Genomic DNA, 22,463 nt, shown 5'->3' with positions numbered 1-22,463 from the left:
ATTCGAGGAGCGAGGATTGGATACAGCAGTTCCGGAGCTGGCCGCGCTGCGCGGCTTCATCGACCGCCATCCGCGGCTCTTTGTCCTGACCGGGGCCGGTGTCAGCACCGACTCGGGCATTCCTGACTATCGCGACACCGAAGGCGAATGGAAGCGCCAGCCGCCCATGACGCTGCAGATGTTCATGGGCGGCGAACTGGCCCGCGCGCGCTATTGGGCGCGCAGCATGGTGGGCTGGCGCCGCTTCGGGCACGTTCGGCCCAACGCGTCGCATCTGGCGCTGGCGCGCCTGCAGGCGCGCGGCAACGTCGACATCCTGGTGACCCAGAACGTGGACGGCCTGCACGAGGCCGCGGGCAGCCGCGATGTCGTGGACCTGCACGGCCGCCTGGACGCCGTGCGCTGCATGAACTGCGACTGGCGGGGCGGCCGCCACGACTGGCAGGAAAAGCTGCACGCGCTGAATCCGGACTGGATGCAGCTGGAGGCCAGCGATGCGCCCGACGGCGACGCCGACCTGGACGGCCACGACTTCTCGCGGTTCGCGGTGCCGCCCTGTCCGCGCTGCGGCGGCATCGTCAAGCCCGACGTGGTGTTCTTCGGCGAGACGGTCCCGCGCGAGCGCGTGGAGCGCGCCAATGCGGGCCTGGAAAGCGCCGACGCGGTGCTGGTGGTGGGCTCGTCCCTGATGGTGTATTCGGGCTACCGCTTTGTCACCGCCGCGTCGCGTGGCGGCTTGCCCATCGCCGCCATCAATCTGGGACGCACCCGCGCCGACAGCCTGCTGACCCTGAAAGTGGAACTGCCCTGCGCGGTGGCGCTGGAAGCGCTTTAAGAAGAAGCGGGTCGGCCGGTTTTTGAGCGGTCTAAGCAAGTGCTTGCCCGGCAACGCTTTTTTCGGCCGGTTACAGACCTTTCCATAGGGTTGTCCACAGGAACTGGGGATAACTCCTAGGGATAACCCCAGTTTTTCGGGGTGGTTTCAAGCGCGCTGTCAAGTCTCGATGGATTCCAATGCGTCCCCCAGCAGCGCCTTGCGCGCCGCATGCCAGCTTCCGGCGTCTGGGGCATACAGCAATCCGCCCGTGCGGTGGGTGGGCTTGTAGGGCGAGCCGTCGAAATGCGCCGCATAGCCGCCCGCTTCCCGATGCAGCAGCCAGCCGGCAGCGTGATCCCAGGCGGTCAGCTGGTTGTACAGCGCCACATGGCAATGGCCCGCGGCAAGCATACGGTATTCGTGCGCGGCGCAGCGCAGCGAGGCTGTGCTGCCCAGCTGCGAGAGGTTGCCATTGACGGTGGTGCGCAGCGGCTCGGGCAGGGCGCCGGTGGAGATCATGCCGTCCATGTCATGCGGGGGCGCGGGGCTGGCAACCGCCAGCGGCGCCCGCTTGCCGTTTTCGAATTCCAGCCAGGCGCCTTCGCCGCGCACCGCCAGCGCGCTGTCGCGGCTGACCGGGTCGTAGATCACGCCCGCGATCACGTCGCCGCGATGGCAGGCCGCGATCATCATGCCGAACAGCGGCAGGCCCGCGACGTAGTTGCGCGTGCCGTCGATGGGGTCGATGAGGAATGCGAGGTCGGCGTCGACCAGCATGTTCAAGAGGGCGGGATTGCGCGCCGAGGCTTCTTCGCCGATCAGCACGGCGCCGGGATGCAGCTTGGCCAGGCGCGCGGCGATCAGGCGTTCGGCGGCCTCGTCGGCGTCGGTGACCAGATCGCGCGGGGAGGTCTTGCCGCGCACGGCGCCTTCGGGCAGGTTGCGAAACCGCGTCATGACTTCCGCCTGCGCGGTTTCCGCCAGGATGGCCGCCAGCCTGCGGGTGTCCTCAAGGGTGAAGGTTCTGCTCATACGGACTCTTCCAGGGAACGCGCAAATCTAACACGCCTGGATGGTATCGGAATGAACACGGCGCGCACATCGGTCACGCGGTCGACAGGCGCGCGCGGCGGGCCGCCGCGCGCGCCGGTTTTCATGCGCCGAGGTCGACGCAGAGGTACTTGATCTCCAGGTACTCTTCGATGCCGTACTTGGAGCCTTCGCGGCCAAGGCCCGACTGCTTGACGCCGCCGAACGGGCCGACCTCGTTGGAGATGAGGCCGGTGTTGATGCCGACGATGCCGTATTCCAGCGCTTCGGACACGCGCCAGATGCGGGCGTAGTCGCGCGTGAAGAAGTACGCGGCCAGGCCGAAGATGGTGTCGTTGGCCATGCCGATGACTTCGTCCTCGGACTCGAAGCGGAACAGCGGCGCGACCGGGCCGAAGGTTTCCTCGCTGGCAAAGCGCATCGATTGCGTCACGTCTCGCACCACGGTGGGTTCGAAGAACGTGCCGCCCTTCGCGTGCGGCTTGCCGCCCGCGATGACCTTGGCGCCGTGCGAGGTGGCGTCGGCGATGTGCTCCTGCACCTTCTCGACCGCGTTGCGGTCGATCAGCGGACCCTGCGTCACGCCGTCTTCAAAGCCGTCGCCCACCTTCATGGCGTTGACCTTGTCGACCAGGCGCTTGGCGACTTCCTCGTACACGCCGGCCTGCACGTAGATGCGGTTGGCGCACACGCAGGTCTGGCCGGCATTGCGGTACTTCGAGGCCAGAATGCCGTCGACCGCGCGGTCCAGGTCGGCGTCGTCGAACACGATGAAGGGCGCGTTGCCGCCCAGTTCGAGTGACAGCTTCTTGATGGTGGGCGCGCATTGCTCCATCAGCGTGCGGCCCACTTCAGTCGAGCCGGTGAAGCTCAGCTTGCGCACCACGTCGCTTTCGCACAGGGCCGCGCCGATGTCGCGCGAGCTGCCGGTGATGACGTGAAAGACGCCGGCCGGCACGCCGGCTTCTTCGGCCAGCACGGCCAGCGCCAGCGCGGTCAGCGGCGTCTGCTGGGCGGGCTTGACGATCATGGTGCAGCCAGCGGCCAGGGCCGGACCGGCCTTGCGGGTGATCATCGCAGCCGGGAAGTTCCAGGGCGTGATCGCGGCGGTGACGCCGATGGGCTGCTTGAGCGCCATCAGTCGTTGGCCGGCCTTGGGGCTTTGCAGGATGTCGCCGTCGACGCGCTTGGCTTCCTCGGCAAACCACTCCAGGAACGAGGCCGCGTAGGCGATTTCGCCGGCCGCCTCGGTGACGGGCTTGCCCTGTTCGGACGTCATGATGGCAGCCAGGTCTTTCTGGTTCTGCATCATCAGTTGCGCCCACTTCAGCAGGATCGCGGCGCGTTCCTTGCCGGTCTTGGCGGCCCAGGCGGGCAGGGCGGCCTGGGCGCTGGCGATGGCCTGTTCGGTTTCCTTGCGGCCCAGCTTGGGCACCGACACGATGGTCTTGCCGGTGGACGGATTGTCGACGGGGATCGATGCGCCTTCGCCGGCGCCAACCCACTTGCCGTTGATGTAGCAGGCGTCGCGCAGCAGGTCGGGACGGGCGAGGGGATGGGACAGTGCTGTCATTTGGGAGTCTCCTTGATGGGTGCGGCGGGCCAAGCGACGACGGGCGCGGCAGGGTTCAGGCTTGAGATCCAAGCCGGGAACCTGCTACGCCCGCAATCGTTATGCCCGCCGGCCGAATAACCGGTTAGTCAGGGCTCGCGCCTCAAGCGGCAAGCGCCTCGGACAGGATGTCCAGCGCGCGTGCGAACTGGGCGTCGGGAATGGTCAAGGGATACAGGAAGCGCAGGACGTTTCCGTATACACCGCAGCTTAGCAAAATCAGGCCGGCGTCGAGGGCGCGCTTCTGCACGCGCTTGACCGCTTCGGCGTCGGGCTTGCCCGCCGCGTCGTTCAGTTCCAGCGCGACCATCGAACCCAGGCCGCGCACGTCGGCGATGCCGGGCACCTTGCCGCGCAGCCCTTCCAGGTGGGCGCGCAGCTTGTCGCCCAATTGGGTGGCGCGTTCGCACAGCTTTTCCTCGGCGATGACGTCCAGCACGGCGTGCGCCGCGGCCACGGCCAGCGGATTGCCGGCGTACGTGCCGCCCAGGCCGCCCGCGGCGGGGCCGTCCATGATCTCGGCGCGGCCGACGATGCCGGAAATGGGGAAGCCGCCGCCCAGGCTCTTGGCCATCGTGATGATGTCGGCCTGCACGGTGTGGTGTTCCATCGCGAACAGCTTGCCGGTGCGGCCAAAGCCCGTCTGGACTTCGTCGGCGATCAGCAGGATGCCGTGTTCGTCGCAGACCTTGCGCAGCGCCGTCATCAGTTCGGGCGGCGTGATGTTGAAGCCGCCTTCGCCCTGCACGGGCTCGATGATGATGGCCGCGACGCGCTTCGGATCGATGTCGACCTTGAACAGCAGGTCCAGCGCCTTGAGCGAATCGGCCACGCTGATCGATTGCGTGGCGTTGGGGAACGGCACGTGATAGATGTCGCCGGGCATGGGGCCGAACGACAGCTTGTAGGGGGCGACCTTGCCGGTCAGCGCCATGCCCAGCATCGTGCGGCCGTGGAACGAACCGGAGAAGGCGATGACGCCCGAGCGGCCGGTGGCCGAGCGTGCGATCTTCACGGCGTTCTCGACGGCTTCGACGCCGGTCGTGAAGAAGGCGGTCTTCTTCAGGCCATCGATGGGGGCCACGCGGTTGATGCGCTCGGCGAGCGAGATGTAGCCTTCGTACGGAACGATCTGATAGGCCGTGTGCGTGAAGTTGTCCAGCTGCGCGGTGACCGCGGCCTTGACCTTCGGGTGCAGGTGGCCCGTGTTCAGCACGGCGATGCCGCCTGCGAAGTCGATGTATTCCTTGCCTTCGGCATCCCACAGCGTGGCGTTTTCCGCGCGCACGGCATAGAAGTCGCACATGACGCCGACGCCGCGCGGCGTGGCCAGGGAACGGCGGGTATTCAGATCCTGATTCTTCATCTCGGTCTCGATGAGAGTGATGGGCGGTAAAGCACTTATTTAATGCTACGATGGCCCCACTTGTGGGAACCACTTTGATAAATCAGGTAGAACCAATTGCGGTCCATCGTCGGTGACTTGCTGCTGCTGCGCCTGGCCGATGGCGCCAGCGAGCCCATGAACAAGCGGCTCTACCGCGGCATCCGTGAAGCCATCCTCGATGGATCCATTGCCGCGGACTCGCGCCTGCCCGCCACGCGGGACCTGGCGGCCGAGCTGGGCATTGCCCGCAACACGGTCGTGCATGTCTACAGCCAGCTGCTCGCCGAGGGCTATACCCGCAGCCGGCAGGGCAATGGCACTTTCGTCAATGCGTCGGTGCCGGACTCCTACCTGGCCAGCGGCCGCCGCGCGCGGCAGGCGCACGAAGCGGCATCGCGTCCCTCGCTGTCGCCGCGCGGCGCGGCCATCGTCGATGGCGTGTCGGCCTCGCCCTACCAATGGGGGGCGTTCATGCCGGGCGTGCCCGACCTGACCGAGTTTCCGCACAAGAAGTTTGGCCGCATCTTCAGCGCGTTATGGCGCAACCCCGCGCCGGACCTGCTGACGTATTCCTACGGCGGCGGGCTGCCGGCGCTGCGCGAGGCGCTGGCGCAGCATCTGGCGCTGACCCGGTCGATCGACTGCGATCCCGAACAGATCATCATCACCGAAGGCTCGCACCAGGCCATCGACCTGACCACGCGCATCCTGGGCGAGGCGGGCGAAACGGCGTGGGTCGAGGACCCCGGCTACTGGGGCGCGCGCACCATCCTGCAGGCCAACGGACTGCGCACGGTGCACCTGCCCGTGGACGAAGAAGGCATGCGGCTGCCAGACACCGTGGGCACGCCGCCGCGGTTCATCTTCGTCACGCCTTCGCACCAGTATCCGCTGGGGCCGGTCATGTCGCTGGCCCGCCGGCGGCAACTGCTGGCGGTGGCGCGGCAATGCGGCAGCTGGATCATCGAAGACGACTACGACAGCGAATTCCGCTTCTCGGGCAGGCCGATCGCGTCGCTGCTGGGCCTGGAGTCCGACGCGCCGGTGATCTACATGGGCACGTTCAGCAAGACGCTGTACCCCGGCCTGCGCGTGGGCTATCTGGTGCTGCCCAAGCCGCTGACGGCGGCATTCCAGGCCGCGCACGCCGAGCTGTACCGCGAGGGTCATCTGATGACGCACGCGGCGCTGGCGACATTCATTTCCGAAGGTCATTACGCGGCGCACATCCGCCGCATGCGCATGCTGTATGGCCGCCGCCGCGCCATGCTCGTCAACCTGATCGAGCGGCGGCTGGGACCGGACTGGCTGCATCGCGACGCCAGCATGGCCGGCCTGCATCTGGTGCTGACCCTGCCGCCCGACATGGACGACCTGCGCGTGGTCGAGGTGGCCCGCAGCAAGGGCGTGCTGACGCGGGCGCTATCGCGCTACTACGTCAACGACGAAGGACGCCGGCCGGGGCTGTTGCTGGGCTACGCCTGCGTGCCGGAGCACGACATCGCGCGCAAGTTCGAGGTGCTGCTGGAGAGCCTGGCTGAAGTGGCGCGGCCGGCGGCGCGGCCTGCCGCCAAGGCGGGCGCCTGATACCCGTTCACACGCCCGGCAGCGTCAGCGCCGAGGCGAAGGCGGCGGCGTTGCGCATGCCCTGGTCTTCGAAGTTGGTGTTGAACACCGCGTGGGCCTGTCCCGATTGCGAGGCCAGCCGGGTGAAGCGGGCGACCAGTTCGGCCAGTTCCGCTTCCGAGTACTCGTACTGGAACCTTCCCGACGACGCGGCGCCCGAGGCGTTCCAGGTGGCCGCGTTGCGCCCGTGCAGACGCAGCAGCGTCAGGTCCGGATGGGTGCTTTCCCAGACCGCCGGCACCGTGTTGTCAAAGCCTTGCGGGGCGTCCACGACGGTGTGCACCACGCCCAGATCGCGCTCGAAGGCCAGTGTGCTTGCCGTCGCGCCAGGGTTCTCGAACCAGCTGCGGTGGCGGAATTCCACGGACACCAGGTGTTCCTCCATGCGCCGCGCGCAGTCGGCCACGCGCGCCATGCCCCGGGCGTCCCGCCGTATCCAGGGCGGAAACTGGAAATGCACCGCACCCAGCTTGCCTGGCATCCGCAAGGGCTCGATGGCCAACTGGTAGCGCCGCCAGAGTTCGTCGCGCAGGTCGGCGGGCACGCGGTCGTGGTAGATGACCGGATCCGGCCAGTCGGCCAATTCGCGCTGGATGTCGCCGGGCAGGGCCGAGAGCGGCGTCTGGTGGCCGGTAAACAGCCGGAACGCCTTGATGTTGAAGACGAAATCGTCCGGCGTACGCGTGGCCCACCGGTGCGCGTTGTCGGGCGTGGGCATCGCGTAGAAGCTGGAGTCGACCTCGGTCAGCGAAAAGCGCGACGCGTAATAGCGCAGCCGGGATTCGGCGCTGCGGGCGTCGGGCGGATAAAAGCGGCCGCATGCCAGCAGGGTAGGGTCGGTCCAGGAGGCGGTGCCGGTCAGGATGCGGGGGAAATCGGGCATGGCGCCGGGGCGGTTCAGACGGATTCGCAAAAATTCTGTATAAATATACAGTGTTCATCCGGAGCCAGCCTTGGCTCCTTCCTTTTTGCGGCCGCAGCGCTGCGGCTCCGCTACATGCCAGACCAAGATCCTCTTTCGCATACTCCCGACCACGACAGCGCCGCCGCGCGAGCTGCCGAGCGGCCCGATCCGTTGGCCGACCTGAATCCCGCCCAGCGCGAAGCGGCCGAATTCGGCGTGGCAGGCGCGCCCGGCAACGATGGCCCGCTGCTGGTCATCGCGGGGGCGGGGTCGGGCAAGACCAACACGCTTGCGCATCGCGTGGCCCACCTGATCCTGAACGGGGCGGACCCGCAGCGCATGCTGCTGTTGACGTTCTCGCGTCGCGCGGCGCTGGAAATGGAGCGGCGCGTGGGATCGGTGCTGCAGCGGGTGATGAACTTGCGCGCGTCGCAGCAGGCGCCGTCGCTGCCGTGGGCGGGCACCTTCCATGCGATCGGCGCGCGGCTCTTGCGCGACTGCGCCCAGCGCATCGGTCTGTCCGAGGCCTTCACCATCCACGACCGCGGCGATGCCGAGGACCTGATGGGCATGGTGCGCCATGAACTTGGCCTGTCCTCCACCAAATCGCGCTTTCCGCTCAAAGGGACGTGCCTGGCGATCTATTCGCGCGTGGTCAACAGCCAGACGCCCGTGGGCGACGTGCTCAAGACCTCGTTTCCGTGGTGCGCCCAATGGGAGGACGAGCTCAAGAACCTGTTCCGCGCGTACGTCGCGGCCAAGCAGGATCAGCAGGTGCTGGACTATGACGATCTGCTGCTGTACTGGTCCGAAATGATGTCGGATGACGAGATCGCGGCCGACGTGGGCGCGCGTTTCGATCACGTGCTGGTGGACGAATATCAGGACACGAACCGGCTACAGTCGGCCATTCTTCTGGCCATGAAGCCGGACGGCCGGGGCTTGACGGTGGTGGGCGACGACGCACAGTCCATCTATTCGTTCCGCGCGGCCACGGTGCGCAATATCCTGGACTTTCCCAACCTCTTTCCCGCGCCGGCGCGCGTCATCACGCTGGACCGCAACTACCGGTCCTCGCAACCCATCCTGAACGCCTCGAACGCGGTGATCGCGCAGGCCACCGAACGCTATGCCAAGGACCTGTGGACCGACCGCAAGTCCTCGCAGATGCCCGAGCTGGTAACAGTAAGCGACGAAGCCGGCCAGGCGCGCTGGGTGGCTGACCAGGTGCTTGCGCAGCGCGAGGGCGGCGCGACGCTTAAGTCGCAGGCGGCGCTGTTTCGCACGGCCAGCCACAGCGCCGCGCTGGAACTGGAGCTGACCCGCCGCAACATTCCGTTCGTCAAATTCGGCGGGCTGCGCTTTCTGGAAGCGGCGCACGTGAAGGATCTGCTGTCGATCCTGCGATGGGCCGAGAATCCGCGCGGACGCATGGCGGGGTTCCGTGTTGCGCAGCTGATGCCGGGCATCGGGCCGGCGACGGCGGGCAAGCTGATGGACGCCATGTCCGCCTCGGCCGAGCCGCTGCGCACGCTGCGCGAATTCAAGCCCGGCGCGGCGGCCCAGGAAGAGTGGGGCGCTTTTGCAGACACCTACGCCGCGTTGTGCGACCCCACCCTGAAGTGGCCGGCCGACGTGGACCTGGCGCTGCGCTGGTACAACGGCCAGCTCGAGCGCCTGTACGACGATGCGCGCGTGCGCAAGACCGATCTGGACCAGCTGGTGCGCATCGCGTCGGGCTACCCGTCGCGCGAGCGCTTCCTGACCGAGCTGACGCTGGACCCGCCCGACGCCACCAGTGATGAATCTGGCGCGCCGCTGCGCGACGAGGACTACATGATCCTGTCCACGATCCATTCGGCCAAGGGCCAGGAATGGAAGGCGGTGTATGTGCTGAACGTCGTGGATGGCTGCATTCCGTCGGACATGAGCACGGGCACCGCCGAAGAGATCGAGGAAGAGCGCCGGCTGCTTTACGTGGCCATGACGCGGGCCAAGGAACGGCTTCAGCTCGTCGTGCCGCAGCGCTTTTACGTGCATCAGCAGACGGGCATGGGCGACCGGCACGTTTATGGGTCGCGCACGCGGTTCATCACCAACGCGATGCTGCCGCTCTTTGACCACCTGCCCAAGCTGCCCGACCTGCCGCCCGGACGGGCCGAGCCGCGCGAGCCGCAGGCCCCGCGCATCGACGTGGCCAAGCGGGTGCGCAGCCTTTTCTGAGCCAGCGGCCCGTCAGCGGGCTGGGCTATCATCGGCCGATAACCACACGCTGCGCGGCAGGGATCGATTTGTCCGAGGAAGTCTATGTCTACTGAAGCACAAGCCGCCGACGCGCCCAAGGGCGAGGTCGTGGCATCGATCGCCTATGTGAACGGACGGCGGGACCGCGAGGTCCCCCTTGCAGAAGCCGGCCAGTACGTCGCCCAGCGCCAGGGCCAGAGCATGTTGTGGATCGGCCTGCGCAACCCCAGCCCCGAAACGCTTGCCAAGGTGGCGCGCGAACTGGGCGCCTGCGACAAGAATCAGGAAGAGATGCTGGAAACCCACCGGCGTCCCAAGATCATCGACTACGGCAACATGATCCTGATCGTCGCCATCACGGTCGAGGTCGAGGCTGAACGTCCCATCTTCGGCGAGACGCAGTTCCTCATCGGCGACGGCTTTCTGGTCACGGTGCGGCGCGGCGCCACGGCGGGCCACAGCCCGCTGCGCGAGCGCCTGGAGGCCTCGCCCGACCTGCTCAAGCGCGGCAGCGATTATGTGGCGTCCGAACTGCTGGATTGGCTGGTGGACCGTTATGTCTCGGCGGCCGTCAAGATCGAGAGCGTCGTCGAGGGCGCGGAGCAAAAGCTCCTGATCCGGGGCGCCAAGGACTCGGATATCCGCAGGCTGTACCGTCAACGCCGCGACCTGCTGCGCATCCATACGGTGGTCTCGCCGCTGGCCGAGATCTGCCGCCGGCTGGCGCGGGTCGAAATGTCCGCCGTCGACGAGCACGCGCGGCCCTACTTCGGCGAAGTGGCCGACCGGGTGCTGCGGGTGGATGAACTATTCAATTCACTGCGCGAGTCGCTGGCGTTCGCCTTTGAAGCCAGCCTGATGATCGGGCAGGCGGCGCAGAACGACACCACGCGCAAACTGGCCTCCTGGGCCGCCATCCTGGCCGTGCCTACCGCCATCGCCGGCATCTACGGCATGAACTTCGAATTCATGCCCGAACTGAAGTCTCCGTGGGGGTATCCGATCACGCTGGGCGTCATCGCGTCCATTTGCTCGGTGCTGTACTGGCGGTTCCGCAAGTCCGGCTGGTTGTGATGCGCCGCAAATCTCCCTTTCGTGGCGGCAGCAAGCTGACCGCCCTTGTCGTTGCCCTGGTTCTGGCGGTGGCGGGTGCCATCGTGAACTGGCTTGGACCGCAGGATTCGGCGCCGCAGCGCCCGGGGCCGACGGCAAGTGGCAAGCCTTCGGCGACGGCGCCGGCGGGAGGCAAACCGGCGGCCGTGGCGCCTGCGGGGAGTGTGCCGCAGGGCAGCTATGCGCTGACAGGCACGATCGTGAACGTGGCGGACGGCGATACCGTGACGTTGCGGGCGCCTGACGGCCAGCGGCGTATCCGGATGGACAGCATCGACGCGCCGGAGGAGGGCCATGGCACGGACCAGCCCGGCCAGCCCGACGCCGAGGCGTCGCGCAAGCACCTGGCGGATCTGGTGGCCGGCAAGACGCTCACGGCGCAGTGCTACGAGCAGGACCAATATGGCCGCGATGTCTGCGCGCTGATCCTGGCCGACGGCCGCTCGGCCAACCGCGTGCAGGTCGAAGCCGGCTACGCCTGGGCCTACACGGCCCGCAAGGGCGATTACCTGCGCGACAAGGCCATGCCGGACCTGCAGCGCCAGGCCAAGGCGGCTGGCCGCGGGCTGTGGGCGCGTCCGGACCCCGTGCAGCCCTGGAAGTGGCGCTACGACTGCTGGCGCCAGCGCCAGTGCGGCTGAAGGCCGCCAGCCCCGCATTTCGTCCCTAGGGGGATGCCGGGGTACTTCCCCGGCCCCCCATTTGCTATCCTCTGTCGCTACGAAACGACGGGAAGGTTTCCATGGGTGTACTGAAGCGGCTCTGGGCGTCGGCCATGCTGCTGTCGCTGGCGTTGGCGGGCTGCTCGCAGGAAAGCCCCATCAACAGCCCCTATCCATCCGGCGCCGAAAGCCAGAACACGCTGTATTCCGCTTTCGTCAAACGCTCGCCCAAATACCTGGACCCGGCCAGCTCCTACTCCGGCGACGAGACGCCCTACACCTACAACATCTATGAGCCGCTTTACGGGTATCACTACCTGAAGCGGCCCTACGAGCTGGTGCCGCGCGCGGCGGCGTCGATCGATCCGCCGGTCTACCTGGACAAGGCGGGCAACCCGCTGCCCGAGGACGCGCCTGGCGAGCAGATCGCGCAAAGCGTCTACGACATCAAGATCCGTCCCGGCATACGCTTTGCGCCGCACCCGGCCTTTGCCCGCAAGCAGGATGGCAGCTACGCCTACTATCCGCTCGCCCCGGGCGAACTGGACGACAAGTTCTACATTCCCGATTTCCCCCTGACGGGCACCCGCGAGCTCACGGCCCACGACTACGCCTATGCCTTCCGGCGCCTGGCCAGCCCGCGGGTCGTGTCGCCCATCTATTCGCTCATGGCCGAGCATGTTCACGGCCTGAAGGACTACGGCGACCGGCTGCGCCAGCGCGACCAGGATCTGCGGCGCGACGTGCCGGGCGGCAGCGGCACGCTGCCCTGGCTTGATCTGCGCGAGGACGACGGCTTTACGGGCGTCGAGGCGCTGGATGACCACACGCTGCGCATCCGCGTCGACGGCAAGTATCCGCAGTTCAAGTACTGGCTGGCCATGACCTTCACTGCGCCCATTCCCTGGGAGGCGGACCGCTTCTACAGCCAGCCCGGCATGGCCGCGCACGACCTGTCGCTGAACACCTGGCCGGTCGGCACCGGCCCCTACATGCTTGTCGAGTCGCTGCAGAACCGCCGCCACGTGCTGGGCCGCAACCCCAATTACCACGGCGAGCCCTATCCCTGCGAAGGCGAGCCGGGCGACAAGGCCGCCGGCCTGCTGGCCGACTGCGGCAAGCCCACGCCCTTCATCGACCGCGCCGAATTCAGCGTCGAAAAAGAAGCCATTCCGCTGACCGGCAAGTTCATGCAGGGCTATTACGACGTGCCGCAGATCGAGCGCGGCGAATACGGCGTGGCGATGCTGGTGGCGGCCGGCGACAGCCAGGACAAGGCCCGCAAATACCAGGAACACGGCATCAAGCTGCCCACCACGGTCGAGACCGCCAACTGGTACATGGGGTTTAACTGGCTGGATCCGGTGGTGGGCAAGGGCGACACGCCCGAACAACAGGAGCGCAACCGCAAGCTGCGCCAGGCGATCAGCATTGCCTTCGACTGGGAAGAATACGTGGCCGTGTTCGAGAACAGCCAGGCGTCCGTCGCATACGGCCCGGTGCCGCCCGGCGTGCTGGGCTATCGCGACCCGCCCGAAGGCATCAATCCGGTGGTGTATGACCTGGTCGATGGCAAGCCCGTGCGCAAGTCCATCGACGTGGCCAAGCGGCTGCTGGCCGAGGCCGGCTACCCCGATGGCCGCAACGCGCAGACGGGCGCGCCGCTGGTGCTGTATTTCGACTCGATGAGCGGCGGCGGGTCCAACCCGCAGTTCGACTGGATGCGGCGCCAACTGGCCAAGATCGGCGTGCAGCTCGACGTGCGCGCCACCGACTACAACCGCTTCCAGGACAAGATGCTGCGCGGCGCCGCGCAGATCTTCCTGTGGGGCTGGAACGCCGACTACCCTGACGCCGAAAACTTCCTCTTCCTGCTCTACGGCCCGAACGCCAAGGCCAAGGGCGGCGGCGAAAACGCGGCCAACTACGCCAGCCCCGAATTCGACAAACTGTTCGAGCAAATGAAATTCCTGGACGACGGCCCCGAAAAGGCCGAACTGATCGCCCGGATGATCGCCGTCGTCCAGCGCGATGCGCCGTGGATGTTCGGCTACTTCCCGATGTCGGGCGGGGCCTACCAGCAGTGGGTCGGCAACGCCAAGCCCACGCAGATGGTGCGCAACACGCTGCAGTACATGAAGATCGATCCGGCCTTGCGCCAGCAGAAGATCGACGAATGGAATTCGCCCATCTGGTGGCCCATCGGCGTTTTCATCCTGCTGCTGGCGCTGGCGATCTGGCCTTCGTACGTGGCGCTCAAGCGGCGTGAACGCCAGACGGCATTCGTGCCGCCCGAACGCAAGGAGCATCAATCATGATCGGCTATGTGATCCGCCGGCTGCTGTATGGCGTGCTGATTCTGATCGGCGTCAATCTCTTTACCTTCATCCTGTTCTTCGCCGTGAACACGCCGGACGACATGGCGCGGCTGGCCATCGGCGGACAGCGCGTCAGCCAGGACGCCGTCGAAAAATGGAAGGCCGAGCGCGGCTACGACAAGCCGCTTTTCTTCAATGCCCAGGCCCAGGGCACGGCGCAGTTGACGGACACGGTGTTCTACCGCCGCTCGGTGCCGCTGCTGGTCATGGACTTTGGCGCCTCCGACGGCGGCCGCGACATCGGCCGCGAGATCAAGACGCGCATGGGACCCAGCCTTGCGCTGGCCGTGCCCACCTTCTTTCTGGGCCTGTTTGCCAGCATCGTGTTTTCGCTGACGCTGGTGTACTTCCGGGCGACGCGCCTGGATTTCTGGGGCGTCGTGCTGTGTGTGATGCTGCTGTCGATATCCAGCCTGTTCTATATCATTGCGGGTCAATGGCTGTTCGCCAAGCTCTTGCGGCTGGTGCCGTTCTCGGGCTATTCGGGCGGCCTGGACGTGATCAAGTTCCTGGCGCTGCCGGTGCTGGTGGCGATCGTGTCGCGGCTGGGGCCGGAGGCGCGCTTTTACCGCACGCTGTTTCTTGAAGAAATCGGCAAGGATTACGTGCGCACCGCGCGTTCCAAGGGGCTGGCCGAGCGCGTCGTGCTGTTCCGCCATGTGCTGCGCAACGCGATGCTGCCCATCCTGACCAGTACCGTGGCCGCGCTGCCGCTGCTGTTCATGGGCAGCCTGATCGCCGAGTCGTTCTTCGGCATTCCCGGCTTGGGCAGCTACACCATCGACGCCATCAATGCGCAGGATTTCTCGATCGTGCGCGCCATGGTGTTCCTGGGCGCGGCCCTGTACATCGTGGGGCTGATCCTGGCCGACATTTCCTACACGCTGGCCGATCCCCGCGTGCGTTTCGAGTAGCCGCCATGCCCAAGTTCGTCTTTCTCTGGACCGATATCGCGCTGTGGCTGATGGTGGCCGGCGCGCTGGCCTATGTGTGGCACGTGCGCCGCAGTCCCAACCTGCGCGCCACCTGGGCGCGCGTGGCGCGCGATACCCCCGCCATGTGCTCGGCCGTCATCCTGGTCGCGTTTTCGGTGATCGGCCTGCTGGATTCCGTGCACTACCGCCCGCTGCTGCCGCCCGCGCCGGGCGCCGCCGCCGATGCCCCGCCGGTGTATGCGCCGGCGGTGCGGTCGGCGCTGGACGGCCTGTTGGCCGGCACCGTGCTGACCCGCCCGGAAAAAACCTATTCCGAACCGCTGGCCGCGCATCAGTTCACCAAAGAGACCATGCTGATCGACGACAAGCCGGTGCGCGACTTTCCGCGGCTGCGCGGCGCCGCGCTGCACCTGACCGACCCGGAGAAGGAGCGCGCGGGCGACATCGCCATGCGGCTGGGTTGGGGCCTGGCCGCCGGGCTGGCCGTGGCGCTGGCGGGCGCGGTCCTCTTGTTCGCGTGCCTGGCGCGCGCCACCGGGTCGGCGTCCCACGCCGCCGAGGAACTGCTGGCCGGACGGGCCGACATCCCCTGGCGCGCTATGACGATCACCTTTGCGCTGTTGTGCCTGGCCGTGGGCGCGCTGGCCGGCCTGTCCAGCGGCTACCACGCGCTGGGCACCGACCGCATCGGCAACGACGTGCTGTGGCAGGCGCTGAAAAGCATCCGCACGGCGCTCGTCATCGGCAGCCTCACCACGCTGGCGATGCTGCCGCCCGCCATCGTCTTCGGCATCGCGGCCGGGTATTTCAAGGGCAAGGTCGACGACGCCATTCAATACCTCTACACCACCATCACGTCGATTCCCGGCGTGCTGCTGGTGGCGGCCTGCGCGCTGATGATGCAGGTGTACATCGACAACCATTCCGATCTCTTCGACACGTCCGCCGCGCGCGCCGACCTGCGGCTGTTCCTCTTGTGCATGATTCTCGGGCTGACGGGCTGGGCGGGGCTGTGTCGTCTGCTGCGCGCCGAGACCCTCAAGCTGCGCGAACTGGAATACGTGCAGGCCGCGCGCGCGTTTGGGGTTTCGCACTGGCGCATCATGACGCGCCACCTGCTGCCCAACGTCGCGCATCTGGTGCTGATCACCGTGGTGCTGGAATTCTCGGGGCTCGTTCTGTATGAAGCCGTGCTGTCCTATCTGGGCATCGGCGTGGATCCCAGCATGAATTCCTTCGGCTCGATGATCGACGGCGCGCGGCTGGAAATGTCGCGCGATCCCATGATCTGGTGGAACCTGATGACCGCTTTCATCTTCATGCTGGCGCTGGTGCTGGCCGCCAACCTGTTCGCGGACGCGGTGCGCGATGCCTTCGATCCGCGCACGCGCCGCTACAAGCCCAGCCGCCTCGCGCGCCTGGGCTTTATGGGCCGCCGTCCGGAAGCCATGCTGGCGGCCGACGGCCGCGCCTCCAAGACCGGGGAGGCGCCATGAGCGACGGCACCCCTTTGCTGACCGTGCAGGGCCTGGATGTCGACGTCGCGGGCGAAACCGGCATCACCCACGCGGTCAAGCGCCTGGCGCTGGCCATCTCCCAACGCGAGACCTTCGCGCTGGTGGGCGAATCGGGCTGCGGCAAGAGCATGACCGCGCTGGCGCTGTTGCGGCTGCTGCCGGATGCCGGACGCATCGTGGGCGGGCAGATCCAACTGGACGGCGAAGACCTCAATCGCCTTCCCGAGAGCGCCATGCGCGGCGTGCGGGGCGGACGCATCGGCATCATCTTCCAGGAACCCTCCACCAGCCTGAATCCGGTCATGCGGGTGGGCGACCAGATCATCGAGACGCTGACCGCGCACACGCCCCTGCGCGGGGCGGCGGCGCGCGCGCGGGCCATCGACTGGCTGCGCCGGGTCGGCATCCCCGAGCCCGAGCGCCGCATCGACGACTATCCCTTCCAGTTTTCCGGCGGCCAGAAGCAGCGCGTCATGATCGCCATCGCACTGGCAGCCGAGCCGCTGCTGCTGATCGCGGACGAGCCCACCACTGCGCTGGACGTGACGGTGCAGGCGCAGGTGCTGGACCTGCTGGCCACCATCCAGCAGGAAATGGGCATGGCCGTGCTGCTGATCACGCATGACCTGGCCGTGGTCAAGAACGTGGCGCACCACGTCGCCTTGATGCGCGGCGGCGAGATCGTCGAGAGCGCCAGCGCCGAGGAATTCTTCCGCGCGCCGCGTCATCCCTACGCCAAGCAGCTCTTCGAAGCCATCCCCACGTTCGACAAGCGCGGCGTGCCGCTGACCGAACACGGTCGCGCCGCGGCCGCGCAGGAGCGCGCGCGGGGCGAACCGGCCAAGGCGGGCGGCGTGGTGCTGGACGTGCAGGACCTGAAAGTCCATTACCCGGTGCGCAAGGGGCCGCTGCGCCGCATCGTGTCGTGGGTCAAGGCCGTGGACGGCGTGACCTTCACGTTGCGCGCGGGCGAAACCCTGGCCCTGCTGGGCGAGTCCGGCTGCGGCAAGACCACCACCGGCAAGGCGTTGCTGCGGCTGATCGACGGCGCGCGCGTGTCGGGCCGCGCCATGCTGCAAGGCCAGGACCTGCTCACCGCCGACCGGCGCCAGTTGCAGCGCCTGCGCCAGGACATCCAGATCGTGTTCCAGGACCCGTATGCGTCGCTGGACCCGCGCATGCGCATCGGCGAGATCCTGGACGAGGGGCTGGCGTCGCTCAAGCGCGGCATGAGCCGTCCGGACCGCGAGAAGCACGCCGCGCAGCTCATCGAGCGGGTCGGGTTGCCGGCCAACACGCTGACGCGTTATCCGCACGAGTTCTCGGGCGGGCAGCGCCAGCGCATCGCGATTGCCCGCGCGCTGGCAGTCGAACCCAAGGTGCTGATCTGCGACGAGCCCACATCGGCGCTGGACGTGTCGGTGCAGGCGCAGATTCTGGACCTGCTGCGCGAACTGCAGGCCGAACTGGGCATCGCCTATCTGTTCATCACCCACAATTTCGGGGTGGTCGAATACCTGGCGGATCGTATCGCGGTCATGGACAAGGGCCGCATCGTCGAACTGGGACAGGCCGAGGCGGTGTTGCTGGCGCCCCGCCAGGAAGTCACCCGCCGCCTCTTGGCCGCGGTGCCGCGCCTGCACTTCGGGCCGCCCGAAGCGGCCTGATCCGGTTCAAGCGGCGGCGGGGACGCGCCCCGCCGCCGTTCACTCGGCGTGATGCGTGCAATGGTGGCCCGGATGATGGGCGCCGCCCATTTCCAGCCACTCAAGCGCGTCGCGCTTTACGCCGCGGCCGCAACGCGTCAGGAACGCGTGCACGGTGTCCAGCTCCGCGGTGTCATAGCCGCACGACGTCGTCGCGATGGCGTCGGCGATCCACTGCCGCTCCTTCGCGATCGTCCGGCACTGCGACTCGACCGGCCGGATCACGATGACCCGGCGGTCCAGTGGATGCCTGCCGCGCTCGACGTAGCCGGCGGCTTCCAGCCGGTTGATCAACGCCGTCGCGCCGCCGGAACTGATGCCCATCAGCCGCGCCAGATGCCCCGTCGGCAACGCATCGAACGCCATGACCAGTTCCAGCGCCTTCAGGTCCGCCAGCGGCATGCCCAGGTTTTCCGCCAGGGCCGACTGGCATGCCGCGTGGCTGGCTGCGAACTGCTGGCTCAGCAACTGGACGATGTCGTCCAGCATGCCGGACCGCCGGCCGCTCTTGGCGGTGTCGGCCAGGCCGGTCATGGGTTCGTGATGAGAGTAGGTCTGTTGTTGCAGCATGATGGGTTTTCCTGACGGTTGCGGGGGATCACTTCTTTCCGGCCAGGCCGCCGAGCAGTCCGCCCAGCAAGCCGCCGTTGGCGGCTCCGCCCGTGGTGGTGCCCGTCGCGCCGCCCGTCACTCCGACCAGCAGCCCGCCCAGCAACCCGCCGCCATTGGCCGCGCCACCGGCCGAGCCGCCGGATCCTCCCGTACCCGTCGTGGCACCGGCGCCCGCACCTGCGCCTGCGCCAGCACCTGCGCCAGCCCCCGCGCCGACGCTCACGCCGCCCACCAGTCCGCCGAGTAGGCCGCCGCCGTTCGTGCCGGCCGCCGCGCCCGCTCCCGCGCCTGCGCTCGCACCGCCGCCCGCCGTCAATCCGCCGACCACGCCGCCGAGCAATCCGCCGCCAGCCGGCCCGCCTGCCGCGCCGCTCACGGCGCCCGTCACGCCTCCCACGGCCCCTGTCACGCCACCCAACAGGCCCGTCACGGGCGCCAGCAGGCCGCCCGCACCGTTTCCGCCCGTCACGCCGCCGGTCACGCCACCCAGACCCAGGCCGCCGGTCAGCGAAGCCACCGCACCCGTTGCGTTGGCGAGCGTCGAGCCGAGCGGGTTGGCGTTGCCCGGCGTGGCGTGGACCAGGCCGCCCGCGCTGGCGACCGCACCGCCCAGGCCTTGAAGCACGCCATTCAGGCCCGGGGCGCCGCCAGGCAGCGAGCCGCCCAGGTTGGTGACCGTGCCGCCCAGGCTGGTCAACAGGTTGGCCACCGGCGCGCCCAGCTTGGTCGTGTCGCCCACTTGCTGCGTCAGGCCGACGACGTTGCCAGCCAGCGGGCTGGCGGTGGGATCGAGCGCGCCGCCCAGTCCGGCCAGCGTCGGCTGCAGGCCCAGCGGCACCACGTTGTCCACGGTTTTGCCGACATTGCCTAGCGTGGGTTCAAGCAGCGGCGTCGTGGGGCCGCTCAGCGCACCGCCGGTCACGCCCGCCAGCACCTGCGTGATCGGCTGCAGCAGGCCGCCGTCGCCGGAAAGGGGGCCGGTCAGCGCACCGACGGCGCCCGTGGCATTGCCGAGCACCGTGGTCAGCGGGTTGGGGTTGTTGGCATCGGCGTTCAGCAGACCGCCCGTGCTGGCGACTGTCTTGCCCAGGCCGTCCACCAGGCCGCCCACGCCGGCGCTCAGCCCTGACGGCAGGCCCGCGTCCTTGACGCCGCCGCCCAGGTCGCTGACCAGTCCGCCCACCTGCCTGACGACGCCGTCAGTGGGCTCTCCCAAGCCTGTTGTGGCGCCGATCTGCTGCGTCAGGCCAACCACGGTGTCCGCCACCGGCTTGATCGTCGGATCCAGCACCTTGCCCACCTCGCCCAGCGTCGAGTCCAGATTGAGGGGCAGGGTGTTGTCGACGGCCGCGCCGGTGTTGCCAAGCGTCGTTTCCAGCAGGCCGCTCACGCGCGGCGGATTGGTGCCGGGATCGGTGCCGCCTCCGGGGTTGGTGCCGCCGCCGGGGTTCGTGCCACCGCCAGGGTTAGTGCCACCGCCGGGATTGGTGCCGCCATCGGGGTTGGTGCCGCCACCGGGGTTGGTGCCGCCACCGCCGGGGTTCACGCCGGGATCGAGGCCACCGCCGCCACCGGGATTGGTCGGGATGTCGGTGCCTGGAAGACCAGCGGTCTTCTTCCCGCTGCCGCCACCGCCGCCGCAGGCGGTCAAGGCGCTGATCAGCGCGGTGGCCATGACGGTGGCGGTCAGAACGTGTTGCAGGCGGCGCATGTCGGAATGGATCTGCATGACGAACTCCTTTGGCTGGAAGAATCGGGTGGTGAAACAACCCGGTACGTGTCCTCATGCACAATCCATGCCAAGATTTTTCAAGCTCGCTGCAAACCGGCATATTCCGCAATTTCAGGGAATCTGAAACGCCCTATTTATGGAGGTGTCCGCCCGATTTCAGGGGTTTTCCCCATGCACCGGAAATTCGTCATTTTGAGATGTTGCCGAGCCCGCGATTGTTACGGAAAGCCGCCCATCGGCCGTAACGTTACGGTCCGCGTTACGTAACGTCCGTGACTGCAGCCCATGAAAAACGCCCGTCTGAACGGGCGTTTTATTCTGGCGGTCTTGCGCTGCGGCATTTGCTAGAGCGCGTCCCAGAATACCGAGTAATTGGCGTTGAATCGGACGTTGCGGTCATTGTTGATGGTGGCCGATCCCACGGGCTTGGCTACGTTGAAATCGAATAGATAGTGCTTGTCGTCGGTAAACCGCAGGCCCAGCGCCAGGGACGACAGGTGACGATCATTCAGGGATTGCAGGTCCTTGTTGTTGTACCAGGTGCGTGCGAAGTCGACCAAGGCGTAGGGCTGCACGCTGGATAGATAGGTCCATCCCACGCCGAAACGTCGATTGATTTCAGCCGAGACGCCCACACCTTTGTCGCCGCTTTGCTCGCCCTGCGGGTAGCCCATGGCAAAGCGCCAGCTTCCAAACGAGATTTGTTCGGAGGCGGGCAGGATATTGCTGGAATACTGCGCCGCGCCGGAGAAGACCAGGCCGAACTGGTTGGGAAGCGCGAAGGTCTGCTTGGCATTCAGGTTGTAGCGGCTGAAATCCAGTTCCAGCATCGGGGTGGCGGAATAACCGTAGTTGGTCGAAATATCCTTTTTGGCCCCCGCGGCATCAAATCCCTTGGCGGCGCCCAGCGTGACGTCCGTGGCCTGGGTTTCTGAAACCTGGATATAGCGCACTTCGGCCATGGCCGCGCGCACCTGCGCATCCTGCTGCAACCAGCGGTCGGTTTCGCGCGCGTCATACCGGTCCTTGGAGTTTGCCGCGTATACGCCCAACGTCCCGGTCAGCGAACGCCGGTTATTCAACAGAAACGGATAGCTCACGCCCACGCCGATGCGATCGTTCTTCACGCGGCGTTCAAAACCCAGCAGTTCGATCGCATCGTCCTGGGGCCGCGCATCGTAGTGATAGCCATCGATCTTTACCGCAAACCCATTGGCACCGAGGGGCACGCGAATTTCCCCGGAGATGTACTTTACGTCATCGGTATTGAAGGGCACCGCCGCAATCAGTTTTACCTGCTCGCCCAGCGGCGTCAGGCTGTTGGTGGTGACGTTCACCACCGGCTGCATGCCGGTGCCCAGATCCGCCACGTCGCCGCTCAGGCTGACCGGCTGGCGGCTGGCCGTCAGCATCAGATCGGTGGCGCCGTCGGCCCGCCGCGGCAAATCCAGGCTGGGGGTGAACCGCACGCCGGGCACGGTGCGCATCAGATTCAGCTGGCGCTCAAGCGTGGCCTGGCTGAGCGGCCGTTCGGCCAGCAGGGGCGAGGCAAGCGTCTCAAGCCGGGCCTGCGCGTTGCCGATGTCGCCGTCGATACGCACATTGGCGATATAGCCCTCGACCACCGTCACCACCACCAGCCCATTGGCAAACGTCTGGTTCTGCACCAGCGCGAATGACAGGGGAAAGCCTTTGTCGCGGTAGAGCTGCGTGATCTTGTCGACCTGGGCGACCAGTTCCCCCAAGCTGATTTCCTTGCCCGCCAACGGGGACAGCACTGCGGACACCTCCTCGAACGGGATGGCGCGTACGCCGCTCACGTCGAAATTGCGCGGCACGATCCGCTGCGCCAGCCGGGCTTGCAAGGCCAGTTGCTCGGGCGTGGCGGTCTGGACCACGGGCGGGGGTTGCCTTGCCGACGGCGGGCGTTCCACTCGCGGCAGGGCGTCTACCGGATTGCCGCGCAGCGGCCCTTCAGCCCGGGCCGCCGAACCGCCGGCCAGCAGGCAAAACAAGGCCAGAGACAGCGGGCCAATCTGGAACGTCACTCGCGTGCCTGTCTTGTCTGTCATTTCTGCCGGCTCATGTGAAAGACGAGCGATAAGGATCGCGTATCGAGTGGAAAATGGTTACCACGTCAGCAAAGAATGGTTGCGTTTTACGGGCAT

At 67.2% G+C, this 22,463-nt stretch carries 16 protein-coding genes; 9 read left to right on the top strand and 7 right to left on the bottom strand.

What is annotated here, in order from left to right; translation table 11 throughout:
* Nucleotides 1–16: 16 nt before the first annotated feature.
* Complete coding sequence (locus LN047_RS18165) at nt 17–835, top strand: NAD-dependent protein deacetylase (protein ID WP_062839158.1); 819 nt, start codon at nt 17–19, stop codon at nt 833–835.
* Nucleotides 836–994: 159 nt separating this feature from the next.
* Here LN047_RS18165 and LN047_RS18160 read toward each other — a convergent pair whose 3' ends face one another.
* The 3 genes from LN047_RS18160 to LN047_RS18150 all read right to left on the bottom strand — a co-directional run bounded on the left by LN047_RS18160 (nt 995) and on the right by LN047_RS18150 (nt 4,845).
* Nucleotides 995–1,849 (bottom strand): inositol monophosphatase family protein, encoded by an 855-nt coding sequence (locus tag LN047_RS18160; RefSeq protein WP_373979784.1) that lies wholly within the window; start codon nt 1,847–1,849, stop codon nt 995–997.
* Between the two features lie 121 nt (nt 1,850–1,970).
* Nucleotides 1,971–3,440, bottom strand: a complete 1,470-nt coding sequence (locus LN047_RS18155; protein WP_223576217.1) for an NAD-dependent succinate-semialdehyde dehydrogenase — start codon at nt 3,438–3,440, stop codon at nt 1,971–1,973.
* 142 nt (nt 3,441–3,582) lie between these two features.
* Nucleotides 3,583–4,845 (bottom strand): 4-aminobutyrate--2-oxoglutarate transaminase, encoded by a 1,263-nt coding sequence (locus LN047_RS18150; protein ID WP_056323744.1) that lies wholly within the window; start codon nt 4,843–4,845, stop codon nt 3,583–3,585.
* A 96-nt stretch (nt 4,846–4,941) separates the two neighbouring features.
* On the opposite strand from LN047_RS18150, the gene LN047_RS18145 reads away from it, so the two are divergent.
* A complete protein-coding gene (locus LN047_RS18145) occupies nt 4,942–6,453 on the top strand; it encodes a PLP-dependent aminotransferase family protein (protein ID WP_366869476.1) in 1,512 nt (503 codons plus the stop codon).
* 7 nt (nt 6,454–6,460) lie between these two features.
* On the opposite strand, the gene LN047_RS18140 is transcribed toward LN047_RS18145, so the two are convergent.
* Entirely contained in the window at nt 6,461–7,375 is a 915-nt protein-coding gene (locus tag LN047_RS18140) for a DUF72 domain-containing protein (RefSeq protein ID WP_373979783.1), read from the bottom strand.
* Between the two features lie 114 nt (nt 7,376–7,489).
* On the opposite strand from LN047_RS18140, the gene LN047_RS18135 reads away from it, so the two are divergent.
* The 7 genes from LN047_RS18135 (at nt 7,490) to LN047_RS18105 (ending at nt 17,912) form a co-directional block, all read left to right on the top strand.
* A complete protein-coding gene (locus LN047_RS18135; RefSeq protein WP_373979782.1) occupies nt 7,490–9,619 on the top strand; it encodes an ATP-dependent helicase in 2,130 nt (709 codons plus the stop codon).
* Nucleotides 9,620–9,703: 84 nt separating this feature from the next.
* Entirely contained in the window at nt 9,704–10,714 is a 1,011-nt protein-coding gene (locus LN047_RS18130; protein ID WP_152384954.1) for a magnesium and cobalt transport protein CorA, read from the top strand.
* Nucleotides 10,711–11,394 (top strand): thermonuclease family protein, encoded by a 684-nt coding sequence (locus LN047_RS18125; protein WP_373979781.1) that lies wholly within the window; start codon nt 10,711–10,713, stop codon nt 11,392–11,394. Before LN047_RS18130 ends, LN047_RS18125 begins: the two co-directional genes overlap by 4 nt.
* Nucleotides 11,395–11,495: 101 nt before the next feature.
* Nucleotides 11,496–13,733, top strand: a complete 2,238-nt coding sequence (locus tag LN047_RS18120; RefSeq protein ID WP_373979780.1) for an ABC transporter substrate-binding protein — start codon at nt 11,496–11,498, stop codon at nt 13,731–13,733.
* Entirely contained in the window at nt 13,730–14,707 is a 978-nt protein-coding gene (locus tag LN047_RS18115) for an ABC transporter permease (RefSeq protein ID WP_056323758.1), read from the top strand. Before LN047_RS18120 ends, LN047_RS18115 begins: the two co-directional genes overlap by 4 nt.
* 5 nt (nt 14,708–14,712) lie before the next feature.
* Nucleotides 14,713–16,224, top strand: coding sequence for an ABC transporter permease (locus LN047_RS18110; RefSeq protein ID WP_063956245.1), 1,512 nt, complete (start codon nt 14,713–14,715; stop codon nt 16,222–16,224).
* Entirely contained in the window at nt 16,221–17,912 is a 1,692-nt protein-coding gene (locus tag LN047_RS18105) for an ABC transporter ATP-binding protein (RefSeq protein ID WP_062839151.1), read from the top strand. Before LN047_RS18110 ends, LN047_RS18105 begins: the two co-directional genes overlap by 4 nt.
* 39 nt (nt 17,913–17,951) lie before the next feature.
* Here the strand turns inward: LN047_RS18105 and LN047_RS18100 are convergent, their stop codons facing one another.
* From LN047_RS18100 to LN047_RS18090, 3 genes are all read right to left on the bottom strand, one after another.
* On the bottom strand, nt 17,952–18,521 hold the full coding sequence (locus LN047_RS18100; protein ID WP_062839150.1) for a MarR family winged helix-turn-helix transcriptional regulator: 570 nt from the start codon (nt 18,519–18,521) through the stop codon (nt 17,952–17,954).
* A 28-nt stretch (nt 18,522–18,549) separates the two neighbouring features.
* A complete protein-coding gene (locus tag LN047_RS18095) occupies nt 18,550–20,292 on the bottom strand; it encodes a hypothetical protein (RefSeq protein WP_373979778.1) in 1,743 nt (580 codons plus the stop codon).
* 347 nt (nt 20,293–20,639) lie between these two features.
* Nucleotides 20,640–22,367, bottom strand: coding sequence for a ShlB/FhaC/HecB family hemolysin secretion/activation protein (locus LN047_RS18090; RefSeq protein WP_373979777.1), 1,728 nt, complete (start codon nt 22,365–22,367; stop codon nt 20,640–20,642).
* Between the last annotated feature and the right edge of the window lie 96 nt (nt 22,368–22,463).

Source organism: Achromobacter sp. JD417, assembly GCF_041879325.1.
GTDB classification, from domain to species: domain Bacteria; phylum Pseudomonadota; class Gammaproteobacteria; order Burkholderiales; family Burkholderiaceae_B; genus Achromobacter; species Achromobacter mucicolens.
The sequence above is the reverse complement of the archived record's forward strand: the minus strand, read 5'-3'. Positions and strand labels throughout refer to the sequence as shown.

What these genes read in the sequence shown, in the direction of transcription:
- LN047_RS18160 (WP_373979784.1), bottom strand. Translation starts at nt 1,849, where the DNA reads ATGAGCAGAACCTTCACCCTTGAGGACACCCGCAGGCTGGCGGCCATC.
- LN047_RS18155 (WP_223576217.1), bottom strand. Translation starts at nt 3,440, where the DNA reads ATGACAGCACTGTCCCATCCCCTCGCCCGTCCCGACCTGCTGCGCGAC.
- LN047_RS18150 (WP_056323744.1), bottom strand. Translation starts at nt 4,845, where the DNA reads ATGAAGAATCAGGATCTGAATACCCGCCGTTCCCTGGCCACGCCGCGC.
- LN047_RS18140 (WP_373979783.1), bottom strand. Translation starts at nt 7,375, where the DNA reads ATGCCCGATTTCCCCCGCATCCTGACCGGCACCGCCTCCTGGACCGAC.
- LN047_RS18135 (WP_373979782.1), top strand. Translation starts at nt 7,490, where the DNA reads ATGCCAGACCAAGATCCTCTTTCGCATACTCCCGACCACGACAGCGCC.
- LN047_RS18130 (WP_152384954.1), top strand. Translation starts at nt 9,704, where the DNA reads ATGTCTACTGAAGCACAAGCCGCCGACGCGCCCAAGGGCGAGGTCGTG.
- LN047_RS18120 (WP_373979780.1), top strand. Translation starts at nt 11,496, where the DNA reads ATGGGTGTACTGAAGCGGCTCTGGGCGTCGGCCATGCTGCTGTCGCTG.
- LN047_RS18115 (WP_056323758.1), top strand. Translation starts at nt 13,730, where the DNA reads ATGATCGGCTATGTGATCCGCCGGCTGCTGTATGGCGTGCTGATTCTG.
- LN047_RS18110 (WP_063956245.1), top strand. Translation starts at nt 14,713, where the DNA reads ATGCCCAAGTTCGTCTTTCTCTGGACCGATATCGCGCTGTGGCTGATG.
- LN047_RS18105 (WP_062839151.1), top strand. Translation starts at nt 16,221, where the DNA reads ATGAGCGACGGCACCCCTTTGCTGACCGTGCAGGGCCTGGATGTCGAC.
- LN047_RS18100 (WP_062839150.1), bottom strand. Translation starts at nt 18,521, where the DNA reads ATGCTGCAACAACAGACCTACTCTCATCACGAACCCATGACCGGCCTG.
- LN047_RS18095 (WP_373979778.1), bottom strand. Translation starts at nt 20,292, where the DNA reads ATGCAGATCCATTCCGACATGCGCCGCCTGCAACACGTTCTGACCGCC.
- LN047_RS18090 (WP_373979777.1), bottom strand. Translation starts at nt 22,367, where the DNA reads ATGACAGACAAGACAGGCACGCGAGTGACGTTCCAGATTGGCCCGCTG.